This is a genomic window from Paenibacillus sp. MMO-177 (assembly GCF_037147795.1).
In the GTDB taxonomy this organism is placed as follows: Bacteria; Bacillota; Bacilli; order Paenibacillales; family Paenibacillaceae; genus Pristimantibacillus.
Window position 1 is genome coordinate 455,945 of the sequence record NZ_JBBCUR010000003.1, and the last position, 23,960, is coordinate 479,904.

General features: G+C 44.8%; 34 protein-coding genes. All 34 read right to left on the minus strand.

What is annotated here, in order from left to right; genetic code table 11:
- Positions 1-47: 47 nt before the first annotated feature.
- Positions 48-401, minus strand: a complete 354-nt coding sequence (locus WFK81_RS13350) for a hypothetical protein (RefSeq protein WP_336786897.1) — start codon at positions 399-401, stop codon at positions 48-50.
- A gap of 16 nt (positions 402-417) precedes the next feature.
- Positions 418-1,059 carry an NUDIX domain-containing protein gene (locus tag WFK81_RS13355; protein ID WP_336786898.1) on the minus strand — a complete coding sequence of 214 codons (642 nt, stop codon included), beginning with the start codon at positions 1,057-1,059 and terminating at the stop codon, positions 418-420.
- Positions 1,056-1,544, minus strand: coding sequence for a sigma-70 family RNA polymerase sigma factor (locus tag WFK81_RS13360; protein ID WP_336786899.1), 489 nt, complete (start codon positions 1,542-1,544; stop codon positions 1,056-1,058). The genes WFK81_RS13355 and WFK81_RS13360 overlap by 4 nt, the downstream gene beginning before the upstream one ends.
- 97 nt (positions 1,545-1,641) lie before the next feature.
- Positions 1,642-2,703: a ribonucleotide-diphosphate reductase subunit beta gene (locus tag WFK81_RS13365; RefSeq protein ID WP_336786900.1), complete on the minus strand. Its 1,062-nt coding sequence runs from the start codon at positions 2,701-2,703 to the stop codon at positions 1,642-1,644.
- 77 nt (positions 2,704-2,780) lie between these two features.
- On the minus strand, positions 2,781-5,090 hold the full coding sequence (locus WFK81_RS13370; RefSeq protein ID WP_336786901.1) for a ribonucleoside-diphosphate reductase subunit alpha: 2,310 nt from the start codon (positions 5,088-5,090) through the stop codon (positions 2,781-2,783).
- A gap of 49 nt (positions 5,091-5,139) precedes the next feature.
- Positions 5,140-5,310 (minus strand): hypothetical protein, encoded by a 171-nt coding sequence (locus tag WFK81_RS13375; RefSeq protein ID WP_336786902.1) that lies wholly within the window; start codon positions 5,308-5,310, stop codon positions 5,140-5,142.
- A gap of 10 nt (positions 5,311-5,320) precedes the next feature.
- Positions 5,321-6,256 carry a RecB family exonuclease gene (locus tag WFK81_RS13380; protein ID WP_336786903.1) on the minus strand — a complete coding sequence of 312 codons (936 nt, stop codon included), beginning with the start codon at positions 6,254-6,256 and terminating at the stop codon, positions 5,321-5,323.
- 144 nt (positions 6,257-6,400) lie between these two features.
- Positions 6,401-6,730 carry a hypothetical protein gene (locus tag WFK81_RS13385; RefSeq protein ID WP_336786904.1) on the minus strand — a complete coding sequence of 110 codons (330 nt, stop codon included), beginning with the start codon at positions 6,728-6,730 and terminating at the stop codon, positions 6,401-6,403.
- A 15-nt stretch (positions 6,731-6,745) separates the two neighbouring features.
- Positions 6,746-7,777, minus strand: coding sequence for a toprim domain-containing protein (locus tag WFK81_RS13390; RefSeq protein ID WP_336786905.1), 1,032 nt, complete (start codon positions 7,775-7,777; stop codon positions 6,746-6,748).
- Positions 7,778-7,913: 136 nt separating this feature from the next.
- Positions 7,914-9,272, minus strand: a complete 1,359-nt coding sequence (locus WFK81_RS13395) for a DnaB-like helicase C-terminal domain-containing protein (protein WP_336786906.1) — start codon at positions 9,270-9,272, stop codon at positions 7,914-7,916.
- A 9-nt stretch (positions 9,273-9,281) separates the two neighbouring features.
- Complete coding sequence (locus WFK81_RS13400) at positions 9,282-9,866, minus strand: hypothetical protein (protein WP_336786907.1); 585 nt, start codon at positions 9,864-9,866, stop codon at positions 9,282-9,284.
- A gap of 189 nt (positions 9,867-10,055) precedes the next feature.
- Positions 10,056-10,568, minus strand: a complete 513-nt coding sequence (locus tag WFK81_RS13405) for a hypothetical protein (RefSeq protein WP_336786908.1) — start codon at positions 10,566-10,568, stop codon at positions 10,056-10,058.
- Positions 10,569-10,601: 33 nt separating this feature from the next.
- On the minus strand, positions 10,602-11,840 hold the full coding sequence (locus tag WFK81_RS13410; RefSeq protein ID WP_336786909.1) for an ATP-binding protein: 1,239 nt from the start codon (positions 11,838-11,840) through the stop codon (positions 10,602-10,604).
- Between the two features lie 61 nt (positions 11,841-11,901).
- Positions 11,902-12,141, minus strand: a complete 240-nt coding sequence (locus tag WFK81_RS13415) for a hypothetical protein (RefSeq protein ID WP_336786910.1) — start codon at positions 12,139-12,141, stop codon at positions 11,902-11,904.
- Between the two features lie 52 nt (positions 12,142-12,193).
- On the minus strand, positions 12,194-12,892 hold the full coding sequence (locus tag WFK81_RS13420) for a hypothetical protein (protein ID WP_336786911.1): 699 nt from the start codon (positions 12,890-12,892) through the stop codon (positions 12,194-12,196).
- Positions 12,893-13,019: 127 nt separating this feature from the next.
- Entirely contained in the window at positions 13,020-13,205 is a 186-nt protein-coding gene (locus WFK81_RS13425) for a hypothetical protein (RefSeq protein ID WP_336786912.1), read from the minus strand.
- Between the two features lie 13 nt (positions 13,206-13,218).
- Positions 13,219-13,425: a hypothetical protein gene (locus WFK81_RS13430; RefSeq protein ID WP_336786913.1), complete on the minus strand. Its 207-nt coding sequence runs from the start codon at positions 13,423-13,425 to the stop codon at positions 13,219-13,221.
- 36 nt (positions 13,426-13,461) lie between these two features.
- The gene (locus WFK81_RS13435) at positions 13,462-13,995 is read right to left on the minus strand and encodes a host-nuclease inhibitor Gam family protein (RefSeq protein ID WP_336786914.1); all 534 of its coding nucleotides are present in this window, start codon (positions 13,993-13,995) and stop codon (positions 13,462-13,464) included.
- A complete protein-coding gene (locus WFK81_RS13440) occupies positions 13,992-14,369 on the minus strand; it encodes a hypothetical protein (RefSeq protein WP_336786915.1) in 378 nt (125 codons plus the stop codon). The genes WFK81_RS13435 and WFK81_RS13440 overlap by 4 nt, the downstream gene beginning before the upstream one ends.
- 412 nt (positions 14,370-14,781) lie before the next feature.
- Positions 14,782-15,921 (minus strand): tyrosine-type recombinase/integrase, encoded by a 1,140-nt coding sequence (locus WFK81_RS13445; protein WP_336786916.1) that lies wholly within the window; start codon positions 15,919-15,921, stop codon positions 14,782-14,784.
- A 2-nt stretch (positions 15,922-15,923) separates the two neighbouring features.
- Complete coding sequence (locus WFK81_RS13450) at positions 15,924-16,460, minus strand: hypothetical protein (RefSeq protein WP_336786917.1); 537 nt, start codon at positions 16,458-16,460, stop codon at positions 15,924-15,926.
- A complete protein-coding gene (locus tag WFK81_RS13455; RefSeq protein ID WP_336786918.1) occupies positions 16,461-18,017 on the minus strand; it encodes a ParB/RepB/Spo0J family partition protein in 1,557 nt (518 codons plus the stop codon).
- 120 nt (positions 18,018-18,137) lie between these two features.
- Positions 18,138-18,563: a hypothetical protein gene (locus tag WFK81_RS13460; RefSeq protein ID WP_336786919.1), complete on the minus strand. Its 426-nt coding sequence runs from the start codon at positions 18,561-18,563 to the stop codon at positions 18,138-18,140.
- A 31-nt stretch (positions 18,564-18,594) separates the two neighbouring features.
- Positions 18,595-19,077, minus strand: a complete 483-nt coding sequence (locus WFK81_RS13465) for a hypothetical protein (protein ID WP_336786920.1) — start codon at positions 19,075-19,077, stop codon at positions 18,595-18,597.
- Complete coding sequence (locus tag WFK81_RS13470; RefSeq protein WP_336786921.1) at positions 19,074-19,463, minus strand: hypothetical protein; 390 nt, start codon at positions 19,461-19,463, stop codon at positions 19,074-19,076. Before WFK81_RS13470 ends, WFK81_RS13465 begins: the two co-directional genes overlap by 4 nt.
- A gap of 239 nt (positions 19,464-19,702) precedes the next feature.
- Complete coding sequence (locus WFK81_RS13475) at positions 19,703-20,296, minus strand: antirestriction protein ArdA (protein WP_336786922.1); 594 nt, start codon at positions 20,294-20,296, stop codon at positions 19,703-19,705.
- A complete protein-coding gene (locus WFK81_RS13480; RefSeq protein WP_336786923.1) occupies positions 20,296-20,997 on the minus strand; it encodes a hypothetical protein in 702 nt (233 codons plus the stop codon). The genes WFK81_RS13475 and WFK81_RS13480 overlap by 1 nt, the downstream gene beginning before the upstream one ends.
- 68 nt (positions 20,998-21,065) lie before the next feature.
- Entirely contained in the window at positions 21,066-21,227 is a 162-nt protein-coding gene (locus tag WFK81_RS13485; RefSeq protein ID WP_336786924.1) for a hypothetical protein, read from the minus strand.
- 14 nt (positions 21,228-21,241) lie between these two features.
- Positions 21,242-21,412, minus strand: coding sequence for a hypothetical protein (locus WFK81_RS13490; RefSeq protein WP_336786925.1), 171 nt, complete (start codon positions 21,410-21,412; stop codon positions 21,242-21,244).
- 11 nt (positions 21,413-21,423) lie between these two features.
- Complete coding sequence (locus tag WFK81_RS13495; protein ID WP_336786926.1) at positions 21,424-21,753, minus strand: hypothetical protein; 330 nt, start codon at positions 21,751-21,753, stop codon at positions 21,424-21,426.
- 325 nt (positions 21,754-22,078) lie between these two features.
- Positions 22,079-22,345, minus strand: a complete 267-nt coding sequence (locus tag WFK81_RS13500; protein ID WP_336786927.1) for a hypothetical protein — start codon at positions 22,343-22,345, stop codon at positions 22,079-22,081.
- A gap of 285 nt (positions 22,346-22,630) precedes the next feature.
- Positions 22,631-23,047, minus strand: coding sequence for a hypothetical protein (locus tag WFK81_RS13505; RefSeq protein WP_336786928.1), 417 nt, complete (start codon positions 23,045-23,047; stop codon positions 22,631-22,633).
- A 44-nt stretch (positions 23,048-23,091) separates the two neighbouring features.
- Positions 23,092-23,421 (minus strand): hypothetical protein, encoded by a 330-nt coding sequence (locus WFK81_RS13510; RefSeq protein WP_336786929.1) that lies wholly within the window; start codon positions 23,419-23,421, stop codon positions 23,092-23,094.
- Between the two features lie 49 nt (positions 23,422-23,470).
- Positions 23,471-23,767, minus strand: coding sequence for a hypothetical protein (locus WFK81_RS13515; RefSeq protein ID WP_336786930.1), 297 nt, complete (start codon positions 23,765-23,767; stop codon positions 23,471-23,473).
- Positions 23,768-23,960 lie beyond the last annotated feature (193 nt).

Consider the following 23,960-nt stretch of genomic DNA (forward strand, 5'->3'; position numbering starts at 1 on the left):
GATGAACACCGTGTTCATGTGTTGTTACAATAATATGTTATGTTTTATTATAAACCAGTTTGAGCATGAGTCATTAGCTTACGAGCTTCCCAGAGAACAGATGATACATCAATGAGCTTGCTGGCTTGGGCTTCAAGCTCAGTCATGGTCGCATCGATCTCTTCTGGCTTGACCGGAAGGAAGTAGCCCTTCTTGTTGCCATACTTCGATGTCGTGACTGGAATCTTGTGTTTCAGACGAAGCGTTTGAACAACTTGTGCAAGACCGAATCGGTCAATACCAGTAAGAGTCTGAACCTCACCGGATGTGATCGCATTCTCGTTGCCATAGCGTTCTTTCAGAACAACCCAGATCGTGCGCTCTCTTTCAGATAGAACCGATGAATCAAGTGTATACTTCATTTTACATTCCTCCCGATTATTTAATGTAGCCACGAATGATCATTTCAAGGACGATCTGCGACCAGCTTTCAAGACGCTCATGGTGATCAAGTAATTCTTGTACGGTGTAAAAGCCGCCCTCAAGCTTGTCTACCTCTTTGACTGAGATATTCTCGCCAGCGACATCTACCAAATACACCAGTGCGAGATGATCTTGGCTGACCGGATTCGAGTTGTCGTTGATGACACCAACATATCCCCACGACTCAATGCTGCTATTCACCTTCAACTCTTCGTGAAGTTCACGAATCATTGCATTGAAGAATGCGTCACGGTTGCCGTAGCTACCTTTGTCCTCTGGGTTGATGTGACCACCTACGCCCAGAGACATCTTGCCGTGAAGACGAGATTCACCCGAACCGTCAAGTCGTGTTGTTGCGAAGAACTTGTCTCCGGTTCTGACAACAATGTAAGGAATCGGCTGACGAGTGGGTGGGTTATACTCCACTCTCCATCGATCTGCGAAGACTCCCAAGTCACTGAGGATTGGACGAATGTCACGAACCGGAATCGAGAATCCCTCCGGTAAGTTCAATGCTTCCACATGATCTCTCAGGACGATCATCACTTGCTCGTCACCGTACTTCTCTTGTAGTTCACTTCTGTTCACTGTGTTCATGTGTTATTGTCCTCCCATGTTATGTTTTTGCGAAGAAGAGCCTTCGCTTTGTTGAACCTGTAACGGACTTGCATCTTGGTGAGTCCGTACTTTGTTGCCAACTGGTCAAATGTCAAGTCACCTATCGTCTTGTCAAGGAACATGTTGAAGTCGTCATCGGTTAGCAGCTTTCGAATCTCTTCGATGAGCATAGAGCCAAACAGGTCTTCCATAAAGTCATCCGTCAAGCCTTCACCGACAATCACCTCTTGTCGCTTCTTAGCCCTTGACTTCCGCAAGTAACCTACAATATCTGTGTAGATCGCTTTGTAACAAACGGTTGACATCTTGTAGCCGCAACTCTCATCGTAGGACTCCATTGCTTTCCATAGAGCAATTTTGCCAATTTGTTCCAAGTCCTCTCTATCAACACTCTGGGGGATAAAGAGCAAGTCGTTGATGACTTGAAAGACCAGCCTCTCGTTGTTCTTGATCGCTGTGTCCATAAGTCGCTCCCAAATATCTGTTGCGACAGTATGTTATGTTTAATGGAAATGTTTACTTCCATAGAATAAAACATAACATACTGCCTTGTCAACAGATTTATTTCTTGCCAAATTTTCCCTTTAATCCACCCAGATTAAGCTTCGTAGACTTGCTGTAGTTGATGACCTCTTCCTCGAAGAAGTCTGTCTTCGCACCGTTGAAGTCTGTAAAGCGTTCCACCCAAGGAAATGGGTCTTCTGTTACCTCTGGATACAGCGGAGTCAATCCGATCCGCTTCATCCGATAGTTAGACAGGTACTTGATGTACTGAGTGATACTCTCTACAGAAAGCCCTTGGATGCGATCACCGATAGCGTAAGCTCCCCATGCGATCTCATGTTCAACAGCTTGCTTCATCATTTCCGAGAGTTCAGCTTCCAGATCGGCAGTGAACAACTCAGGACGCTCCTTACGAAGCTCGCGGAACATACCTTGGAACAATGCCAAGTGGGTAAGCTCGTCACGGTTGATGTACTTGATCTGTTGAGCTGTTCCGGTCATCTTGTCATTTCTGGCCAGATTGTAGAAGAATGTAAAGCCGGCATAGAAGTAGATGCCTTCCAGCAAGTAGTTCGCCATCATTACCTTAACAAAGCCGCGCTCAGATTGGTTATTGATGAACTCTTGGTAGTGATCAACGATATACTGGTTCCGAGTGCGAAGGAATTTGTCACTTGTGGCGATCTTGTAGATGGAAGCCTTCTTCTTGGCATCAGCCACGGACTCAAGGATGTAGCCGTAAGACTGGCTGTGAAGAGCTTCTTGATACTGTTGGATTGTCAGAAGAAGACCGATCTCAGGGAGAGTCACAACATCATTGATGTTAGGAAGGTTCTTCGTCTGCAAGGAGTCAAGGAAAATCAAGAATGAGATGATCTTGTCGTATGCCTCTTGCTCTTCCTGTGACAACAAAACATATTGTTGCTTATCAACAGTCATCGTGACACGCTCTGGAATCCAGAAGTTACCCATCATTGTTTGATAGAGCTTGTTCGACCAGGGATATTTATTGTCAGAGAGAATCATCATATGGGTGGTTTCGCCACCGATCAACATACGGTTCTCCAAAGAAGTGTCTGCGTCAGGGTTAAACAGTTGTGTAGATTTCAATTCGCTCATTTTGTAGTCCTCCCATTTCTTATGAACACTGTGATCTTGGGTGAGGCTGGTCACCCGAAAGCAACCAGCCAACCCTATTAAACTTTGCAAGCTTCGCAGTCGTCCAGATCGAACTCCAAGCTCAAGTTGCGAGTATAGTAGATCGTCTTCACATCAAGCTCCCAAGCCAAGAAGTAATTGTCAGCGATATCTTCTGCTGTCGTTTCATCTGTGATGTAGAGGTTGAAGCTTTGAGATTGGTCGATATGCTTCTGACGAACAGCGTTCGCACGAATACTCCACTTCTGATCAATCTTGTGTGCCTCTTTGTACAAGAATGTTGGCACTTTACCAAGGTCAGGAGCTACAACCGGAATGATTTGACCGGACTTCTCATCTGTGTATACCTTACGGAAGATCGGGTCGATACTTTGTGTACCGTTTCCATATAGTGCAGAGCTTCCGTTTGGAGCCACAGCCATCAAGTAGCCATTTCGGATACCGTGTACCATTACATCAATATGAAGATCAAACCAGCGTTCCTTACCTTCAATCGGCACGATATGACCATCAGCATTACGAGTTACATAACCACGGCGAACGAAGTATTCCCCAGTGTGCCATTCGGAGCCATTGAACTTCGGATATGCGCCCTTCTCTTTTGCAAGCTCCATCGAAGCCTTGATTGCGTAAAAGGCGATGTTCTCGTAGACTTGATCAGCGAACTCAAGGTGTCTTTCAGACTCCCAAGTGATTCCATTCATGACCAGCATGTGAGCGTAGTCGTAAGTTCCCAGTCCGACCGCACGATATTCGCTATTTGTAATGATCGCCTCTTGAACCGGAAGACGATCTTCGTTGATCGTAATTACATTGTCCATCATCCGAATGAAGTCACCTACAGCATCAGCAAGTTGCTCCTCAGTGTGAACATTGCCAAGTCGCAACGATGCAAGGTTGCAGACAACAAAGTCTCCAGCTTCACGATCAGATGTTACATGCCATTTGCCTTTCTCGTCTTTGAAACGAGCACGAATGACCTCACCATTTGCCTTAGTGTTTTGGCAGATTTCAACACAGAGGTTTGTGCAGTAAATGATTCCCTCATGTTTATTCGGGTTAGCACGATTGACAGCATCACGGAAGAAGATGAATGGAACTCCGGTCTCAGAAGTGGACTCAATGATCTTCTCAAGCAGCTCAACAGCTTCGATCTCCGTCTTACGAATCCGGTCATCGTTCACACATTCCCAGTAGCGATCTGTGAAGGAGCCTCCGTCTTTTCGTTCGTCGTAGAAGTCTTCCAGTCTCCAGCCCTTGACCATCTCGATCTCATGAGGACAGAACAGATACCACTTGCCGCCTTCTTGAAGCTGTCTCATGAACAAGTCAGGCAACGACACTGTCAGGAAGACATTGAATGCCTTCTGCTTCAAGTCACCGTTGTCAGTTTTCAAGTCAAGGAAGCTAAAGATGTCACGATGCCAAGCATCATCGGTAAGGTTGATTGCACCCTTGCGGATACCCAACTGATTACAAGCAACGGCAATCGCATCAGAAATCTTAATCCAAGGAATCTGACCACCAGCTTTATTCGCATAACCTTTAATGTAGGAGTTCATTGCGCGAATTTTTCCCATGTACGCGCCCATGCCGCCGCCAGCTTTACTTACCTCTGCAAAGAGATCGCCGTTGACATTCATGATGGACTCCAAGCGGTCTGCTGGTGTTCCGATGAAGCAACTGGACAACTGACCATACTGCTTGCGAGCATTAGACATCGTAGGAGTAGCTAAGATGCCGTCGATCAAGCTCAGTCGATCATAGAACCGTTTCGCCTTCTCAACGCGTATCTCAGGCTTCTCTGCCGATGCAATAGCCATTGCGTTACCCATGAAGTCCTCTTGGGCAAGCTCGTAAATCTCACCTTTGAAGCCGACAACATTGTATCGTTTAGCAAGGGTAGTGATGCCGACATACGAGAGTAGATAGTCGCGTTCCGGTTTGATGTAAGCACCAAGCTCATCAATCTCTTCCGGTGTGAAAGCAGCTACCACTTTCGGGTCATAAAGCCCATTGGACACCAGAGTATCCAACAGACCTCTAAAGTTACCATAACCAAAGTTGCTATACCCACGGTTGAGACCAGCTTCCTTGTAAAGATCGTACATGTAGAACCTTGCGGCAACAGCATCATACTCAGGTGTCTCGACTGTAATGTTTTCCTCCGCAAGTTTGATGAGCGTCTTTTGAAGCTCCTTTGTCGTCATCTTATCCTTCAAGTTGATCTTTAGCTTCGATACGAAGTCTTCTCTAAGTTGTTCATCAGATATCGCAAACTCAATTACCTTTGATACCTTTTCAAAATCGAAGTTTTCCAATTCGCCGTTTCTCTTAACAACTTTCATTTTCATTTTCCTCCTGAGATGGTTCTCTCCCTTTTGATTACACCCCAGATTAATTCTCCAAAGCCTTCATTCGATTCCCGACAGTACTGACAACAGCATTCACATGCTCAGAAATCACCGTTCTGTCTTCATCTGTTAGTTTTTCGTTGACACTATCATCGAACAGAATTTGAATCTCATCTTTCTCTTCGATGTATACAACCGTAAATAAAGTCTCCATTCAACTCACCTCACTTCGCATTTTTAGGTTTAAAGTCCGAAGACCTCTTGCAGACATTCAGCTTGTGTACGCTGTAGTCACACCAGTAACACAGGAAGCTCGGCTTCGCTGTATGCTTCGGCTTATTCATCTTCTTGAAGACTCCGATGATCTCAGTCTTCGACCTGATCAGCCGCGCCTCATCAAGAACGACATCCTTCTCGCTCACCTTCTCAAGTACGAGAACTTGGTGTTTGTGCAGCTTGGTAAAGTTGTAAAAAGACCTAACCGGAAGCTCACCGTACTTCTCCAAGATCGCCATTGCATAGATCGGGAATTGCAAGTTCTCTTCGAGCTTATCTTTGGAGAACAGTGTCTTACCCGATTTATGGTCAACGACGACGATTCCCTCTTTGGTTCTGAGAACCAAGTCAATGAAGCCGATGATATAAACCTTGTCAGTTTCAAGAATCTGAGGATTGCCGTCTTCGTCGATGTATGCAACCTTGATCGGACTGGGAAGCTCGATCTCTAATTCGAAATCTTCCTCCACACCGAGAATTTCCGTGTCTGGGTCAACCATGATCTTCTCGACCTCGTTAACAGGGTTGTATATTCTGTCGATGGCGACAACGCCTTCTTTGAAATATTCCTTCTCCTCGTCTTCGCTGTCGAATGGAATCTCATGGTCTTTAAACTTCTTATAGAAGAATTTGACCAGTTCACCATGGGGAACAAATACACCGAGATTTGCCATCTCGAAGTAAAACTCCATTGTTTCGTGAACTGCTAGACCATACTCCAAAGCCTTCGCCTTGATGTCAGCCCTGATCTTCTCGATGTACTTGAGGAACCATGAGAACGGACATTGAAGATACTTGTCGATCTGTGAATACGATGTCACAAGCCGATAGCCCTCAATCATCTCAATCCCAGCTACCTCAGTCTTTATTGGTTTTACGATCAAACAATCACCTCCGAACACCGTGTTCTAAAGTTACCCTTTCGTTACAAAGGTATGTTATGTTTTATTCTAGGGTTGCTGAAAAGATTCGGTACTATATATCTCGACTCAAGCCACCGTTTCCAACCACCCTAGTCAACATTTTAGTTAGTTGTACACTGGTACAAACAAGTCGCCATTCATCTTAGCGGCGAAGCGGCGTTGCCGTCTGCTTGGCATACCAGCAAACTGCGACGGTGTAGTATTCCGATGGTTACGAAGCACTTGGCGGATTTGCGCGCGAATATAACGACGACCAACGCCAGCATATTCCTCTTTACCTTTTGCTGTAAGTTCCTTGAAGTAAGATTTCATTTGAGCAACTTTGCGCTCTCTCGTAGTCATAGCCACCATTGGCAACAGATTGCTCATCTCGGAGCCGAGGTATCCCACTTCATCTCTTTGAATGTAATTAACCATTTCGTTTGTTGTTTGCATAGTAAAAACTCTCCCTTATTTTGTAGTTTGGTATAGAAATTCAAATTGCTGCTTCGTGATGTCATCCAGACTCGATTTTTCTGGGACATCAAGTTTGTACATATCCATTACTGCAAAGTCGGCAAACTTACTCACCGCTCCCTCAACCTTCTGGTTGAACTCCTTACCGGCTTTATCCCTATCGCCACAAACGATGATTTTAACTCCAAGCTTTAATAGAAGCTTTCGCTGTTCATCGGTCAATGATGTTCCCATCGTTGCAACGGCATTTGGATATCCCCATTGATGGAGCCGCCATACTGACTTGAAGCCCTCGAACACGAAGACTTCCTTCATGATCGCAATGTAAGGGTCAGCTCTACCTATGTTGTAGAGAGTGACACCCTTATCAGTGTCAAACCAGATCTGATATCGACGGATACCGCTCATCTCGATCTCTTCTTTCGGCAAGACACTCCTGCCGGAGATCGTAACAATGGAGCCGTCAATGTAGTCAATTGGAACCGTGATACGACCTTCCAGATACCCAGATCGGGCATAGCCAAGGTTGAAATATTCCCTAACCTCATTGTCGAAGCCTTCCTTACGGAGCATCGAATGAAGCACTGGTTCGATGTCGTTGAACACCGTGTTCGGAAGTGGAGTCCACTCAACTGCCTTCTTCTTGGACTTCGCTCGCTTAAGCTGAGACAGGAAGCTCCTGTTCTCAAGTCCATCAGAAACGGTGGCAGCTTGTCGGCTAAACTCAATGTCTACACCGACTAGATCGGCGAGGAATGAGATTGCTTCTGGGAAGTCATATCCCTTCATTCTCATTACAATGTCGAACAGATCATACTTCCTGTTGCACTGTGTAAAGCAGAACCCGAATCCGTTGCTCCATGCAAAGCCATTAGGATTGTCAGCCCCTTCATGGAAAGGACAGACACAGTAAACATTGTCACCCTTGATCTTGACCGTGCTCATCTCAAGCATCTTAAATAGGTCAGCAATACCGATTTGCTCTTCAACTTTAGCGACAAGTTCCTTCTTTTGGTCATCGGTCACAGCAGACACCCTTATTCGTGAGCTTCATTAACAGCCTTGATGACTGCCAGTTCAACAACAGTCATATAAGCAAAGTGTTGTGCGATCTCCACCTTGGAGACTAATTCAACAAATTTGAACATACTCTCACCTCCCCTTATTGGTAAACATCGTCCAGAACTTGATAGGCTGCTTGGTCTATTCGAAGAGTCTTCCGGTCATAGAAGAGATTAATTCCCTTCGCTGGGTCTGACATGATTCCACCGTTACGGTTGTACTCAATCCACATCATGTCAGTGCCACCGTTCTCTGCACCGAAGTCACGACTAATCTCTTCCTGAGATTTTGGAATGAGATAACCAATCGTAGAAGCATAGCGGTTGATCTTATCAGAGTCGGCCAGTCTTCTCTCATGCGGAGAAAGCTGTGCGAATGTCAGGATAGGAATATCCAAGTCACCAGCCAAGTCCTTAAGAAAGATCGTCCAGTTACCAAGCTCATTGTGCTCCTTCGTACCATTGCCGCCGACCTCTTTGACCTTAATGTAGTCCCAGATGAGCAAGCCCAGGTTGTGACGAAGCTTAAGCAATTTCGCACTCTGCGTGATCTTCGCCTTGTCCCAGTTATGATCGTACTTGTGAAGGATTGGAGCCTTGCGAACCCTCGCTTTGCTTGCCTCCACTTGCATGATCATGTCGATGTCATTCCGGTATGTGCCGTTCAAGATCATCGAAGCTGGAACTCCACTGTCAACGGCTACAATACGAAGTAGGAATGTTCTGGTCTTCATCTCTGTGTCGAAGTATCCAACAGGGATGTTGTTTTCGACTGACAAGTGATGAGTCTCATTGATAGCCCAGTTCGACTTACCATACTTGGCTCTCGCTCCGAGAACAATCAGTTCGCCGTTCAAATAGGTGAAGAATCGGTTGACAAGCTCTATCTTTGTAGGAAGACCAGCGTAGCCTTTCTCATTCCAGTTTGCCTCGACCTCTCCCCATACTTGATCAAACACCTCATCCAAGAACTTCAATCCACCGGATGTCGAATACTTATTGACAAGCTCGACTTGCTTCTCTTGAAGCATCATGACCACATCGCTGTAAGTCATGTCAGGATTGCCAACCAGTTCTTTCGCAATGGATTCTTGCATTGCTAAGGAGTCACGCTTGAACGATGCCGTTGCGATATCTTGAGCATACATCTTCATGTCATCGACCTTGTAGTCCTCAGACAAAGACTTCAACTCTTCGATATATTCCACTCCACCGTTCTCATTGATGATGTCTACCGCCTTCTGAATCTTCTCAGCTCTGGCGAGGATAGACATTGTGTCAATGACATCCACACCTTCTCTGAGGAGGTTGAAGATGATGTAGAACAGCATCTTGTGACCTTTCATCCAGAAGTATTCGGTCTTCACCAAACCGTTGAGTTCGATCAGCCACTCGGGGTGGTTGAGGAGGATTCCGACGACAATCCTCTCTGCGTTGATATTCTTGATCGCCTTCTCCATTCAGTCCACCTACTTGATACTATTTTTAATGAGATCAGATGCCCCAGATGGAGTGATGTTTGTGGTGTCAACATTGTGGAATGAGATATTGTCCAATCCCAACTTCTGAGTGTAGTCGATCACTGAACTAATAACCTCTTTGTAAGCCACCTGTTGCTCCTTCACCTGTTCGATTTTCTCAAATTGTGCAAAGTGGTCTGACTTCTCTCTTTTGAGCCGTACAGGAAGCTCTTTTTCGTCAACCGTTACATGAATCAGATCAACTTTCATATTCTCGATCATTAACAGTCGGTATAAGAGAACCCCAAAATGATAGTTGAAGTCATAACCCTTGTACAATTCGGAGTAGACCATCTCAGAGATGAAAATTCGGTCACAGATGAAAACATAGTCACCACCTCTTGCGGCAAGGTCGCTGAAAAATTTCAACCACGACTGGTAGTAACCAAACACTTTATTAAGACCATCCTCGCCATCATCCTTAAATCCAGTGAAGTTGATCAATGTGCTTGTTGGAAGGGTCGATCGAAGGATTCTGGCAGTCTCAGACTTACCGCTTCCTCTCGCTCCTTCAAGAATAATAAGTCTTATCACTTTCTCACCTCCATCTACTTGTGCCTTGCTGGAAGAGTGTGACTGTTGGGTTGCTATCCTTCAATCAACTATGAATCAGAAATGGCTGGCGAGCAGCGAGCTTCTCCATTTACGCTCCACACAGTTGCCATCCACACCCTTCTAGCAAGGCACAAGCAAACTATTGAACACCGTGTTCAGGTGTTACAGCTACAGCCAAGATAGATCGTCTCCACCAACATCATCCAAGAAAGTCGGCTTAGAAGTTATCTTAAGCTCCGTTTTCTCCTCAACTGTCTCAACTGTTCTCTGCTCAGACTCAGCTTTCTTAGCGAAGAAGTCTTCTTCCCTCTTCTTCTGCTCCATTGCCTTGGCGATAAACTTCTCAAGTCTACCGTAACCCCAGAAGCCATTGTCCCTGTCAACGAGCCACTTGAATCCGTATAGTTGGTCGGCGAAGGAATAGCCTTGGTCACTCAGGGACTTGATCTGTTTGCTGACCAAGCCCCAGTTGACCCCATCCTTACCTACCTCATTAAGATTCCGGTTGATTGATGCCCATTGAATCGCATCTGTCAACTCTTTCCTGTCCTTTGTCTCCTGCTCGGAGAGAACAGGAGCCTTCGGACACTTCTTGTGCTGGTGAATCTCGTTGGCGAAGACATAGTTCTTTGTGGCTGTGTTGACATTTGAGCCACACACACCACACTTAACCAAAGCCATTGCCATCACCTCGTTACAATAATATGTTATGTTTTATTGATTCAAAGCGACAAGCAATTTCTTAGCCTTCTCAGCATCGTCGATCAAAGTGACTTTGCTCATCCCAGTGTACTCTTTAACCAGAGCAACCAGTTCAGTCGGAGACTTAGCACCGGACTTATACAGGGACATGAAGACTTCTTCTACCTCTTTGCGAAGCTCTTCCAGAGACTTACCGTCATGGTCACCAGTAGTGGACTCAGTGTCCGACTGTTCAGCCGCTTTCTCAGCTTCTTGAGCTGCTTTGGCTTTTGCTGCTTCTTCTGCTTTTAGGCGATCAGCTTCCGCTTTCTTCGCCGCCTTGTCAGCCGCTTCCTTCTCCTTGATGGCTTTAGCTTCTGCATCAGCTTTAGCCTTATCAGCCGCAGATGTGTCCTCTACCTTTGGAGTCTCAGCCTTTGGTGGCTCTTCCTTCTTAGCCTTTTGCTTCTTCGGAGCAGAACCAACCTCACCGAACTCGTCAACAATGGCTTTGTCGAACGCATTTTTAATTCTATCGAAAGCCTCATCAGCATTCTCGCCATATTCGAGTGTGTCAGGGAAGTAAGCCAAGCGACTCTTCGCTTCCACTTCACCATTGTCACGGAATCGCATTACACGCTTCTCAGTGTAGTTGCCCTCGGAGTCCTTGCCAGTCTCAATGGAGCAATGGATACAGAAGTCAACCTTGTCATAAACAACAGCACGACCACCAGAAGGGATATTGAGGATAGTTTTGTTGTACTTCTCCTTACCTTTCGGCTTGAACTCTTTGTCTTGGTCATGAAGGATGTTGATAACTGTGCAAGGAGCCTCTTCGGTTCCAAGTTTGATAAGGTGATCAAGCTCGAAGAACCATTCGTCAGAACAAGCTTGCCAGCCTTTGCCCCACTCCGCATCGGATGGATGAGACCAGCCGTTCATCTTGCAGACATACTGTACGCAGTATTTCCAAGCAACATCAGCAGTGTCAATGATGAAGTTGCGGTATGGAATCGGCTTGCCAGCTTGTTTCGCCTTCACCAGATTTGCTACATGCTTCTTGAACTCTTTCCAGTCACCAACTGGAAGTTTACGAGCACGGAGAGCGTTTTGACCAGCCTCGAATGCGAAGAACAATGCCTCTGGGAAACGAGCGGCAAGACCGGATTTACCGAAGCCGCCAATACCGTAGATTGTCCAGCTATACTCTGTCATATCACGGCGAGGCTCAGTTACAGGAATGTTAAGGATATCAAATTCAGCAGTTGACATATGGATATTTCCTCCCTTTTTGCAACCCACGAACACAGTGTTCACAGGTTGTTCACATGTTTTAGTTCATCAATGATTCGAGCTTAACGATGACATTGCGGTTTTCCCTGTGTTGGTTCAGGGCTTGATCGCGAACAGCCAGATAGTGATTAGCTTTCGTGAGAGCTTCATCAGCGACAGTCATAAGCTCCTCGTTTGCACCTTGGAGCTTGTTGATCGTTTGTGTGAATGTTCCGACCGCCTTGTCGGAACGGGAAGCAAGGCTCTTCACCTTGTTGGCAACAGTACCTACCATTTTCATAACCTCTTTCTCTTTTTTTGGGATTATTGTATGTTATGTTCAATCGTGATGTTTAGATAAAGTCAGGCTTTTCCTGCTCTTCGATCTCGTCCTTCTGGATTACATCCTCAACCTTCTCGATGAGGTACATTTGGACATTGCCGATCACATCACCGTAATCGTCCAGTTCCAGCGAGTTAAAGATTTGTCCTTTGAACTTGGCATTGCAACCAACCGACAGATCAACATCGGAGATGACATCCATAGCAGCTTCATTTGCCGACAGTGTGATAAACTCTTCGCGAGTCTGCTCAACACCTTTGTTTGCACCGGAAGTCGGAGTGAACTTGTCTTCGTAGCGTACAGTCACATTCGCGCCGTCAGCAGTTTCAACTAGCTTCGTCACAGTGCCTTGGTAGATGAAGAAGGCTCCGTCTTTGGCATCGTCACGCTTCGCCTTGATCGTGAAGCCATTCACACCGCGCTCGATGAACTTCTTACCATTATTGCCCTCGTTTTCACGCTCAGTGATTGCACCGGATACTTCCACCTTACTGTTCGGCTTCCAAGTCTCGTTGATGTCTTTAAGCTTGTCTGGATTGGCCTTCGAGTCGAAGAAGGTTACACGGACTTTGTTCGTGCCGCCAGTATTGATCTCCATTGCCAACAGCTTGCCTTTACCGGAATTGTCCTTCTTGTCGAACTCAACGATCTCGTTTTTAGCTACCGTGCCGCGAAGTGTACCTTTGTTGAAGAATTTTGCTTGTGCCATTGAATATTTCCTCCTCAGAGTGTTTATTGTATATGTTATGTTGCATAGTCACCTAAAAGAAAAAGTTGGCAACTCGCAACTTAACGACTTCCTAATAATAAAACATAACATACCATTGTGTCAACAACTATTTTCGGCTGATCTTTTCGATGACCTCTTTTGGAAGGAATTGGTTGTATGGGTTGCCTCCGTTCGCTTTCGGCGGCACACTCTTCCTCCTTAAGCGGTCTGTTAAAGCAAATACCAAGCCCAGAGTCGCACACAAGGATAGTGTGATTAACGCGAACCAACCCAACACTTCCAAAAAGCTCATCAGCTTGTCCCTCCTATTTATAGTAGCTTTCCATTTTTTCCAACCAGTCAAAGACCATATGTTCAAGCACAGTTGTCGGTTCATGCAGGTCCATATCAACCAAGTTACCGACCAGCAAAACCGCTTGTTCTGCGGTCACCATTTTAGATGTTACCATTACTGTCGCTTGGTCGAGCAATTGTCCCACACGATACTTCTCAACTGAAACTGACTCATCCATAGTTTAAAACCCTCCGTTTACCGTGTTGGTTTCTATTTAAAGCTTAAGGCTAACTTTCGTTGTTTGTGGAGCTTCGACTACCGGAACCGATACAGTCTTACCAGTCGGTGTATGGACTACAGTGCCATCCTCTTGAAGCTCAAGTTCCTTCTTGAAGTCTCCCCATTGAAACTTAGGCTCAGATTTCACGAAGCCTGGGAATGTTGCGGACAGAAGCACCTCATCAGCCTCAGTTGGCTTCTCGATCTTCTGCGTTGCCTTGGTGACAACGATCTCGCCTCGTGCCAGCTTGTACTTAATCTGGGTCTTTGTTTCCTTCCGGTCGTCTTCATCGACCTCATTCATTACATAGTGCGACAGCAGTGCAGCTATCTTGTTTTCCAATCGGTTATAGCTGTCCTGTGCCTCCTTGCCGATCTGCTCAAGCTCTGCAATCTCCGTTTGAGCCGATTTTACGATGCGGCTGGATTCTTTCTTCCTCTCGGAAAGATACCGCATGATTTGTGTTACCTCATGGTCGGTTGTCGGAACCCAACCGTCTTGCCAGATCATTGATTCTACATTGCTCACGATACTTTCTCTCCTCTCAACTGTCTCTGCTCGGCTAAAACCTTCTTGCGTTCTGCCATGACTGTCTTGTGCATATCATTCGCCAGCTCCAACACCTCATTGTGTGTAAAGAGGTGATCGAAGTTGCTCTTGATCGTTTCCTCGACATCAACCACAGGACGCGAAACATCTCTCCATACGGTATTTACGCAACCAGTCACATCCACCAACAAGTTGATATCGTGATAACGGATAATATAATTGCCACTTGGATAGATCAGCGTCACATCACCAACACATATGGCTCTCGCGATCTTATAGATCGTTCTGCGTCTCCCTTCCTTGTTCTTGCAGATCGCATTCCATTGACCAATAGCCACCCCACTTACGAACATCGTGCTCACCTCCTCTCATGATACAAAGGAACAAAAACACGAACATCTGTTCTCAAATAATAGCAGAACACTTGTTCTTGTGTCAATATGTTACTTTTGTATGTTATGTTTTATCCTAATGAAATAAAAGCGATGGATTAGTTATCCAACTATTGAACATGATAGAACATAACATACTGTTATGTCAACGATTAATTTATTTCTTTTTTGATAGTTGCGTTGTTGATTGAACACTTAAGCTGCTATCAGATCACAAACAGTTTTTATCTTCCTCCTACGACGATTTATTCTCAGAACGATATATGAGTTTTGTCTTAATAACCACCAATCTTGAAATATTTGATGTTGATCACCTTTCAAAGAATTAGACGCAAAAAACCCATGCACGCAATGAGCATAGGTCTTTTAGTAATTACATGAATTTTTCAGGGTACATACGCTGGGAGATTTTTAAATACCTACGACATACATGTCTATTCTCGTCTCCCATAATTGCTTGTACCTGCTCAATTGTTTTACCTTGCGAGAAGAGATATGCTCTCCTAGAGTGTCGAAGAGTTTCAGTATTTATTTTGACAGACTTCTCATCTGCCAAACGCTTGGCCTCTTCCTCCGGTTGTCCTTCTTCAACAAACTTGTTTAAATAATACTCAAAACTTGCATCCTTTATCGCCTTAAAAATTGTGCTGTAAGAAATTTGTGGACTACGAAGTGTCTGGAACAAATACTTACTATCTTCAACAGGCTGGTATGGTTTACTAGTTTCCCTACTTTTCTGTAGTCGATTTTCATTTACTTGTTTAACTTCATATTCCCATTCTGTAAGATACTCTTTTAATAAGTGGAGTGTCTTTTCAGAAAAATATCCTATACGGTCAACATTACCGTGAGCATCATATATCTTAACCATACATTTATCAAAGTCCACATGGGACTTCTCACAGTCAATAAGCTCCTGTCTACGCATACCGGCTTCGTACATGAGTTGAATTATTGCCTTGTTACGGATATTTGCGCTATGTTCAGCAATCTCCATAACCTCTTCATCTCTTAGTGCATCAATATCAGCCGACCCACCGCCGTCCTCAGTCACGGTTGGCAAAGGTATGTCATCAATTGCAGGAATAGGTACTCCTGGCATTTCTGTAGACACATACTCAAAGAATTTTTTTACACTGTGCTTAAAGCGTCTTATAGAAGAATATGTGTATCCATTGGATGCTAGTCTTAGAAACCAACGCTCGATATCACTCCTCGTTACAGCCTTAAGCGCGGTATCGCCTTCGATTTTGCTATAGTTGTCAACTTCGTACAAGAACTCAAGGAAATTCCTAACATTTATGCTATAACCTTCTGCTGTATTTCGGGAAAACTCATCCTTCAGGTACGATTCGAAAGATTTGACAACTTCACGCACAGGAAGACCGCCCGCTTCAAATATCTTCTCAGCCTCATCATGTTGTCCTAAAAGCTCATCGTAAACCGCTTTTGAAATGACACCTTGACTCAGTAGTTCGGAAAGCGTGTCCCTGTCCAGTTGTCGTTTATTCAAATTTATCCTCCCCCAGACTGGTTATCCGCTCGAAGAAGACCGACAACCAATTCACCAATTTTACGACCTAGTACCATTTTAACATAGTTCTCTCCTTCTTGTCTTTCCACAAGTTTTCTGAATCCATTGTGAACTGTTCCATAAACTAATGCTTGGTAACCAAGAAGCTGTATTTGCGGCTCGGTGTCCTCGATATAATACATGAACAATTCCCCTTCGTGATCGCCTTTCAACATGCGTATCACACCGAACCCACATTGCTTCGCCTTGATTACATCCACCTTGTCACCCAACCGGAACACCCAGTCGGTATTGATCGGCTCCTCGTTGATTTGCAACTCACCACTCGCCTTGACCGAAGCTGGGATACTCTCTTCGGTTAGGTATTCATTGCCGTCAAAGTCAAAGATGCTTTTTGTAAGCACCTCAAAGTCCCAGTTACGGCGTAACCCTATAATACTATGAGAGGTGTACTCCAAACCATAGTTCGATTTGGAGTCACCGATAGCTTCCAGTATTCGTTTAATCGCAGGAACCACTTAAGCACCTTCTTTCTTTGCATGTACCAGCTTACCATGAACATAATCTTTGAGCAGATTGAGCAGAAAGATATTATCGTTCACCAAGTTACCCTCAATGAACTCTTTCGTTTCACCATCGAAGTCTACAGGTACTTCAACAGTAAATTTGAGCGGTTTAGGAGTATCCCCTTTATCCGAGTCCTGGTCAGCATTGAGCAGCTTGTCCATTTCGTCCTTGGTAAGCGCCACAGTGATATCCTTCTTGCCCTTGTTCTCAGGTTTGGCAAGCTCAACTTTCTTCTTCTCGTTGAGTGCCTTCTTGATCGACGACACATTCCTAGTGGAAACATTCTCGTCACCGTACTTGTTGTACTTTAAGATTTGTTGCTGTGTCTTCGTGTCAAGTAGGCCAAGCTCCATACCAGTCTTAACCGGTATAGTACCCTCTTCGATCTTCTCTTGGAACTCAGGCAGAAGGTTCACAAGTCGGAGATATCGGTCTACAGTCATACCGGACTTGCCGTATTCTTGAGCAATGATGTCGCGAGTCGCGCCAGCCGCATCGTCGCCTTTCAGATCGGAACGCTGACCTTGACGGTTGCCGATGATTAGTTTCTTCTCATGGTAGGCTTTGGCGATCTCCATAGGTGTCAATTCACCGCGCTGTGCGACATTTGTGTCAACCAAGATTTCTTTAGCTTTGTCATCGGTCACATCAACGATACGAGCAGGGATTTCGAACTTCTCAAGGTCATGGAAGATGTTGTAGCGGTTCTCACCAGCCAAGATTTCATATGCTCTAGTTTCATCCTTACCATCCTTGTTCGGACGAACAATGATCGGGTTAAGCAAGCCGTTGTTGATGATCGACTCTCTCAGCTCGTTCATCTTTGCTAGAGAGAGAGGTTTGAAAAAGTTCATCTTGGAAGGTGTGACCTGACCCATCGGAATCATAGTAACAGGAACCGAGGACAAGTCAACTATATGTGCTGTCGCTCTAGCCGCTCGCTCTTCTGCCAGAGCTTTCTCGAATGCTGCTACCTCATCAACCTCATTAGGCTTATCGGTCTTATCCCCAGTCGGCTTTGCGCTGTCTTCGAATGCTTGCTCCTCCTGTGTCAGTTTAGCCGCCTCTTCCACTGTCACTACTTCGCTTTCAGAACCATCTTGGCTGGACTTGTCAGCATCGGTATCTGGTTCGACAACAGAACCATCTTCGCGAGTTGCGACACCCGACTCAATATCATATGTTACCACCTTATCTCCGAGTTTAAGCACATCTGGCGAAGCTTCGTCAGTCGAACTACTATCACTAGCCCCCTCAGCACTAGCCAAGATCGTGTCGATGTCCTCGCCAACCTGATCGCCTTCACCATGACCTCCTGCTTCACCCATCTCCAAGTTGCCGAACTCAGGTTGATTCGGGTCGTGAGCATTCTCTCGGCGATCCTGCTCTTCAAGAAGAAGCTTGAGCACATCTTGACGCTTCGCACCTTCCGGAATCTCCACATTCCACTTAATTGCCAGCTCGTTCAACTCTTTCACTTTCATCGCGCGGATATCAGCCTTCGTCATTTTTGTTCCTCCTCAATTTTGGCTTGTTTCTCTTTATTATATACTAGATTTCATTATCGACTTTGTACACACACTTCATACACAACTTTAAAGACCTATGAACACGATGTTCATATGACATTATGAAAAGACGATTTCACCAAAGATTCCGTATTGAACGATCAAGTCAGCATCATTCGCATCGTAGTTATCCAAGTCCAACTTAATATGGTTCGGGTCACTCGCTGCTTTCTCCATGAAGAGTTGAATGCCAGCCAGCACTTTCTCCTTGGTTAGCGTATACTTTTCTGGTTCATCATTGTGCTCGCCCTCATGTTCATGAAGAAGGATACGACCACCGCGACTAATTAGATCGCTCGCATACTCAGCACCTTCATACTGTGTTCCTTTGAGCAGTTCCGGTGTGTCCTCGTTACCCCAACCAGTCGGTTCAACAACTTCTGCTTTGCGACACCAGTAGTTGATGCCACCCTCGAACGCAGTGGAGACGATATAGTCAATCTCCTTGTCTTCAATCAACATCGGTACACGAATTTGATTCGTCATAATAATTACCTCCTAATTTTATTATTTTGTATTAGCCTTTCTTGAACCAGCGATTCTTGTCTTCGTTGAATACCCAGCCAAGTTCGCCCATCATTCGAATCCGAATCTCTCTTAGTTCATCAAAACTCATACGAAGATTGGTTTCATAGCTGGTATAGTCCTCACGCATTTGTGTGAGATATCCCACAACTTCCCAGTCCTTCATACCAGCGAACTCACCAGCCTCAAAGTCCTTAAGGAACTCTTTCAGACCGTCAACTGTTCGCATACTCGCCACATCACTTGCATCAAAGCCACAGTACCACTGATACGATGTGTCGTGTCGCTGATACACACTTGTGATATGCGAATTACAATCCAACAGATACAAATTGGACTCATCGACATATAGACCAATACCGATCTCTTTCCAACCTTCTGCCGACTTCATGAGCTCGTCAATCTCTTCGGCATGTTTGTCCATGACCGAGAGAGGCGTATTCCAAGGCAGTTCAATGTCATAATACTTGGTCATCTCTCGATCTCCTTTCTATATATACTCCGGGTTATCGGTGTGACATGTTCCAACCAGTCACCGAAGAACTTCTTGACTTGCTTGCGCTTACGCATGATGTCCACTTTGGACATTGTTTGTAGCTCACCCTCATTCATGAGATCGTATTCTATGAGGACTTTATACATTACCGACTCGACATCTTCTGTTTCCAGATTGTCCAGCTCAGGAACAAACTTTGTGGTAACTAGTTTTCTAGCTTGCATTAAGCAAGCCTCAAACTGGTTGTTACATTTAGCTATGTCTTTCTCCCCCTCATTATGTACTAGATTCAAGTTGTCAATTTGTACACAGTCGCCAAAGATTTCTTTAACGATTCTGCGGATGTCCAAAGTAGTCTTCTTCATCACCTCAACCCCCGACACAAAATTATGACAAATTGGATTAACACTTTTTTGACCGCTTTACAATTAATGAGTCGTAGCCGTCAGGGAAGCTATAAGCCTACTTCCTACTAGCATAGGACAGCATCAGAACAACCAGTTCAACAACAACACTGAAAATCAACTTGACACCTCCATAATAGAATCAGTTGCTAAAGAAGAGGCACGAACCAAAGCTTCACGCCTCTGGTTTTAACATCTGATTAGTTGTAGATTTGAATATACATTCGGTTCGATAGCCGGTAGAAGCTGCCTTCGATTTCCATATCTCGGCCGACCTTCTCCCAGTCGATGTAACCTTGTAGGCTGACTGGAATATCGTTCATCATGCCGGTTTCTTCGTAATACTTATAGGCGACATCACTCATGTCATCACAATCATGGAATAACATGAAGTCACCGGACTCAGCTTTGTCCATTGCCTCCTCGAAGTTATAGTCACCAGTATCCAAGAGATATTCGACATTTTCCTTGTCATAAGAAGGCATTGCTTCAAGCCGTTCAGCAAGCTCGTTCAGATTCGAGATGCTGTCATATTCATTGATCTTGATGCCGCTTGGAGCCTCGTAGTCGTGAATTGCCATCTCTTCGTAAAAGGTGTCATATAAGACACCACCGCGCTCCCACTTCTCGACATAGCCATGATGGTAGTCGCCGTCCTCATCGCGGTATCCGAGCTTGATTTCTACAAAGACATCTTCAAGCTCCTCTTCTGACACCGGAAGTGTAACCCACTTGCCTACCAGTTCGCCCTCGTTGTATTTACCCAGATTAGCAATATAGATTTTGATTTCCATTAGTCCAACACTCCCCAGTTATATTTAATATTTGTCGCTCCAACACCAATCAGCAACCTCATAATCTCATCTGCCGAGTCTTCCCAGACAACCGAACCTTGAGCACCCAGAGGTGGCAATTTGTACCTCTCACCTTGATATTCGAAGGTGAACCCAGCACCCACCACACAGGAACCAACATCACCCTTCTTGCTAACATAGTCCTTGATCTTGTCAGACCAGAAGCGTTGAATGTCGGCAATCTCCGCTGGTGCCTGTTCTATGGTATTATTGGTGAAGATGACCAGCTTTGTTTCTTTGACCTCTTCACGAACCAAGCCTTCGATTTCAATATCGTCAATGCTGACAATCGACAAGTTCCAAGCGTGACCAAGCTCGTAGTAATATCGATGCTTCTCGAAAAGCTTGTTAAGCTCAGTCTGTATTTTCCACCCATCAATTCCATAGTTGAGAGCATGGTACAAGCCACCCTCGAAGCTCATGGACAGCGTTTCTGGGTTAGCATACTCGAAGTATTTTCGAGGATTAACACCATCTTCTTCGATTGTTTGGTTGTCATCTTTAGCCGACCAACGCTTATCATTGAAGTAGATGCTAATATACTGCCAATAACCGTTCTTGATGAGCAGTTCACGAAGCTCAGTCGCGATCTCGCCCATTTGTTTTTTGTGATCTTCGAGCTTGATAACTTTTTTCTCCACTCACAACCATTCCTTTCATTATGTACTAGATATAAGAGCCGATTTTGTACACGGCTCTCTCAAACTTTTTAGCGCAAGTCTTGCAATTTATTGATAGCTGCACGAACCCCAGCACCAGCCGCTTCGTAATACTCACGCTTACTTGGTTCAGCCTTTGCGCGTTCTCCGTAAAGATAAATCAACTCTGACAGTTGTGACAAAAGCTCCTCAGCATTCACGGTCTTTTTCATTCAACAACACCTCCTCACAAACTTTTCCAGCCACCGTAAATCAGAATACATGCGTCACACAGAATCATGACACGATTCTGGTCATCAACCAGTAGACCATTGCCGATATAGTCAGCCTTGGTATACTCTTTCTTGAGCTTGTCTTCTGAATTACAACACGGACAAACCTTAGTTGTAAGAACCATGCTTGAACCTCCTACTTTTTCTCGACTGCCAGAGCATAAAGGTTTTGTTGCGGCATTGATGAGCCACTACCCTCCGTGAAGCCAAGCATCCGGTGTTTGTACTCATCGTTCCTATCATGGAACTTGATATCAACCGAACCTCCACCCATTTTTTCATGTGGAATTGTACACACCGTAAGCAAGCCGAATGGAGTTTCGATAACCACCGTTCCCATTCTAGGAGCCTCAATGTGAACATGGTCACACTGATTGAACGATACTGGAACCATACCCAGAACTGACTCGTTTGACTTTATCTCTTCTTCCCACAAGATGCGGTTAAGCTTCATGTGATTTTTCATCTATCGACCAATCCCTTCATTATGTACTAGACACGAACACCACTTATGTACACGGTGTTCATGAGTGGATATACCACTCTTTTGAAAACCAAACCGGACTGCCATGACTCAGCCAATTTGGTTACCAAAAGAGTGCTACATCTTGCATAACACTCTTAATTTGCACGCCTAGCTGTACCGAATTTGTTTCTTTCTTCCACATCTGGAGCATATCTTGGTGTCATCATGCCAGTAATACCGATGTCCAACGATGCGACACCACAACCTCTTCACACTATCACCACCGTTACAAGTATATGTTATGTTTTATTAAAACACAAGAAGTTCACAAATTGGACATATTTAAGTAATTCTCGACTTTGTAAAAGGCGTAAGTTCCAGCCGCACAAATAGCGTTTACCACAGCTTGCGCTCTATGTTCTAGCACTGTATGTGCATAGCCATGACTAGCCAAGGAATAGAACAGTTCCTTACAACCTTCTTCCAATGGTGAGGCTAGTCTGTCACATTCGAGAATTTTCTCGTTCCATGTTTTAGAGTCGCCATTTCTGAAAGATTCTGTTTTAAACTCTGCCGATTCGATTTTATACATTGTCCATCATTCCTTCTCTGCTTAGGTTATTTGTGGATTACCATTTAAGCAACTCTACCAGCATACTTCCAGAGCGGAATTAACATGCCCTTTACCACAACATGAGGCTCACCGTTGACCACTACACCAATTACCATGCGAACACACCCACCTTCATTTGTTGTTGGCAGATAAGGATTTGACATTCCATGATGAATGTCGGATGTCCATTCCATACATGTTCCTTCCGGTTAAGTCGTGTAACACGAATCATTTCGGCCATTTTGAACATATCACCATCTCCTCTCAATACATCATAGCTTTCGGCAGAAGTAGAGATAGCAGCTCTTTGTTTGGCTCTTCTATCGTGTGAATCTCGATGTAGACATCGTAGTTACAGAGGTAAAGTTGACCCTTGTACGCTCGGTCATTATAAACCTCTTCACCATCTCCATTCTCGATCATATTGAAGCTGATACGACCATTGTCCATGATCGCAAGTTGGTGCGACTGGTAGCCAACATGTACCAGAAGATACTCTTTCAACTTGTCTTCAAAAGTGCGAACACCATCCCACACAAAGCTACCGTTCATGCAGCTTACATCAACGCCCCAATGTGATGAGTCAGATTCTCCATCTCGCTTAATACCTGCACCCTTTTCAGAGTTCCAGTGTTCAACGGTTTTAGCAACCGATACATAAACTTTTTTCATCTTATCCATTCCCTTCATTATATGCTAGATACAAGCAAGCATTTTGTACACGCCTACCAGATGAATTTTCCAACAATCTCAACATCGTCATATTGTTCATCTTCGACATACTTGACGACCAGGGTACGACCAACTACACGCTTTTGGAACTGCTCAAGCGACTCTCCTTTCTTTGGCTTAAAGTCAACAACCCAGAAGCTTCCCGACTTGTCTTTCTCGCCGTACACATAGAACACACCATCAGCCTCACTGTAGGAGACACTTTCAATTTTAACAGTCTCAACATGTGGAGCTCGATTCGCTACGGCTACACCAGCAAACAAACTGCTGGCGATTATCGTCGATATCAAAAGTTTTTTGAACACCTCAACAATTCCCTTCATTATATACTAGATACGAGTACCAATTTTGTACACGCTAATTTGAAAAGTTTTAAACCGGAAGCCAAGCGGAACCATACCGGACACATTCATCCAGATAGTATTTACGACGATTGCCGTCCATCCAGAATTGACGACCATAGTCAGTGGAGATGTCGCCTCCATTCCCGCGCTCTTCTTGGATTTTATACTTGCGAGGCTCACCACCATCAACACGAACAATGACCTCATCGAAATCAAAGTGATTAATACACACAACTTCAACAGTTTGATGACTAGCCGTTACACACAGAGCATACGGCTTCATGCTGCTAACCTCTTCCAGTTGAGCCTTGTTGAGCTTAGGCATTAGCTTCAATCCCTTCATTATGTACTAGATACAACTAAGCGGTTTGTACACGCTTAAGGCAAAACTTTTTGCCACCCACATGGAGGTGGGATTCCCCACCAACCACATGACGCTTTGGGCTTAAGGCACTTTGATGAACTGCCCAAACAGTTTACTGATGAAACAAGCGAAAGAGGCACTAGAAATTCTAGCA

What these genes read in the sequence shown, in the direction of transcription:
- WFK81_RS13350 (WP_336786897.1), bottom strand. Translation starts at nt 401, where the DNA reads ATGAAGTATACACTTGATTCATCGGTTCTATCTGAAAGAGAGCGCACG.
- WFK81_RS13355 (WP_336786898.1), bottom strand. Translation starts at nt 1,059, where the DNA reads ATGAACACAGTGAACAGAAGTGAACTACAAGAGAAGTACGGTGACGAG.
- WFK81_RS13360 (WP_336786899.1), bottom strand. Translation starts at nt 1,544, where the DNA reads ATGGACACAGCGATCAAGAACAACGAGAGGCTGGTCTTTCAAGTCATC.
- WFK81_RS13365 (WP_336786900.1), bottom strand. Translation starts at nt 2,703, where the DNA reads ATGAGCGAATTGAAATCTACACAACTGTTTAACCCTGACGCAGACACT.
- WFK81_RS13370 (WP_336786901.1), bottom strand. Translation starts at nt 5,090, where the DNA reads ATGAAAGTTGTTAAGAGAAACGGCGAATTGGAAAACTTCGATTTTGAA.
- WFK81_RS13375 (WP_336786902.1), bottom strand. Translation starts at nt 5,310, where the DNA reads ATGGAGACTTTATTTACGGTTGTATACATCGAAGAGAAAGATGAGATT.
- WFK81_RS13385 (WP_336786904.1), bottom strand. Translation starts at nt 6,730, where the DNA reads ATGCAAACAACAAACGAAATGGTTAATTACATTCAAAGAGATGAAGTG.
- WFK81_RS13395 (WP_336786906.1), bottom strand. Translation starts at nt 9,272, where the DNA reads ATGGAGAAGGCGATCAAGAATATCAACGCAGAGAGGATTGTCGTCGGA.
- WFK81_RS13405 (WP_336786908.1), bottom strand. Translation starts at nt 10,568, where the DNA reads ATGGCTTTGGTTAAGTGTGGTGTGTGTGGCTCAAATGTCAACACAGCC.
- WFK81_RS13410 (WP_336786909.1), bottom strand. Translation starts at nt 11,840, where the DNA reads ATGTCAACTGCTGAATTTGATATCCTTAACATTCCTGTAACTGAGCCT.
- WFK81_RS13415 (WP_336786910.1), bottom strand. Translation starts at nt 12,141, where the DNA reads ATGAAAATGGTAGGTACTGTTGCCAACAAGGTGAAGAGCCTTGCTTCC.
- WFK81_RS13420 (WP_336786911.1), bottom strand. Translation starts at nt 12,892, where the DNA reads ATGGCACAAGCAAAATTCTTCAACAAAGGTACACTTCGCGGCACGGTA.
- WFK81_RS13425 (WP_336786912.1), bottom strand. Translation starts at nt 13,205, where the DNA reads ATGAGCTTTTTGGAAGTGTTGGGTTGGTTCGCGTTAATCACACTATCC.
- WFK81_RS13430 (WP_336786913.1), bottom strand. Translation starts at nt 13,425, where the DNA reads ATGGATGAGTCAGTTTCAGTTGAGAAGTATCGTGTGGGACAATTGCTC.
- WFK81_RS13440 (WP_336786915.1), bottom strand. Translation starts at nt 14,369, where the DNA reads ATGTTCGTAAGTGGGGTGGCTATTGGTCAATGGAATGCGATCTGCAAG.
- WFK81_RS13455 (WP_336786918.1), bottom strand. Translation starts at nt 18,017, where the DNA reads ATGACGAAGGCTGATATCCGCGCGATGAAAGTGAAAGAGTTGAACGAG.
- WFK81_RS13460 (WP_336786919.1), bottom strand. Translation starts at nt 18,563, where the DNA reads ATGACGAATCAAATTCGTGTACCGATGTTGATTGAAGACAAGGAGATT.
- WFK81_RS13465 (WP_336786920.1), bottom strand. Translation starts at nt 19,077, where the DNA reads ATGACCAAGTATTATGACATTGAACTGCCTTGGAATACGCCTCTCTCG.
- WFK81_RS13470 (WP_336786921.1), bottom strand. Translation starts at nt 19,463, where the DNA reads ATGAAGAAGACTACTTTGGACATCCGCAGAATCGTTAAAGAAATCTTT.
- WFK81_RS13475 (WP_336786922.1), bottom strand. Translation starts at nt 20,296, where the DNA reads ATGGAAATCAAAATCTATATTGCTAATCTGGGTAAATACAACGAGGGC.
- WFK81_RS13485 (WP_336786924.1), bottom strand. Translation starts at nt 21,227, where the DNA reads ATGAAAAAGACCGTGAATGCTGAGGAGCTTTTGTCACAACTGTCAGAG.
- WFK81_RS13490 (WP_336786925.1), bottom strand. Translation starts at nt 21,412, where the DNA reads ATGGTTCTTACAACTAAGGTTTGTCCGTGTTGTAATTCAGAAGACAAG.
- WFK81_RS13495 (WP_336786926.1), bottom strand. Translation starts at nt 21,753, where the DNA reads ATGAAAAATCACATGAAGCTTAACCGCATCTTGTGGGAAGAAGAGATA.
- WFK81_RS13500 (WP_336786927.1), bottom strand. Translation starts at nt 22,345, where the DNA reads ATGTATAAAATCGAATCGGCAGAGTTTAAAACAGAATCTTTCAGAAAT.
- WFK81_RS13505 (WP_336786928.1), bottom strand. Translation starts at nt 23,047, where the DNA reads ATGGATAAGATGAAAAAAGTTTATGTATCGGTTGCTAAAACCGTTGAA.
- WFK81_RS13510 (WP_336786929.1), bottom strand. Translation starts at nt 23,421, where the DNA reads ATGAAGGGAATTGTTGAGGTGTTCAAAAAACTTTTGATATCGACGATA.
- WFK81_RS13515 (WP_336786930.1), bottom strand. Translation starts at nt 23,767, where the DNA reads ATGCCTAAGCTCAACAAGGCTCAACTGGAAGAGGTTAGCAGCATGAAG.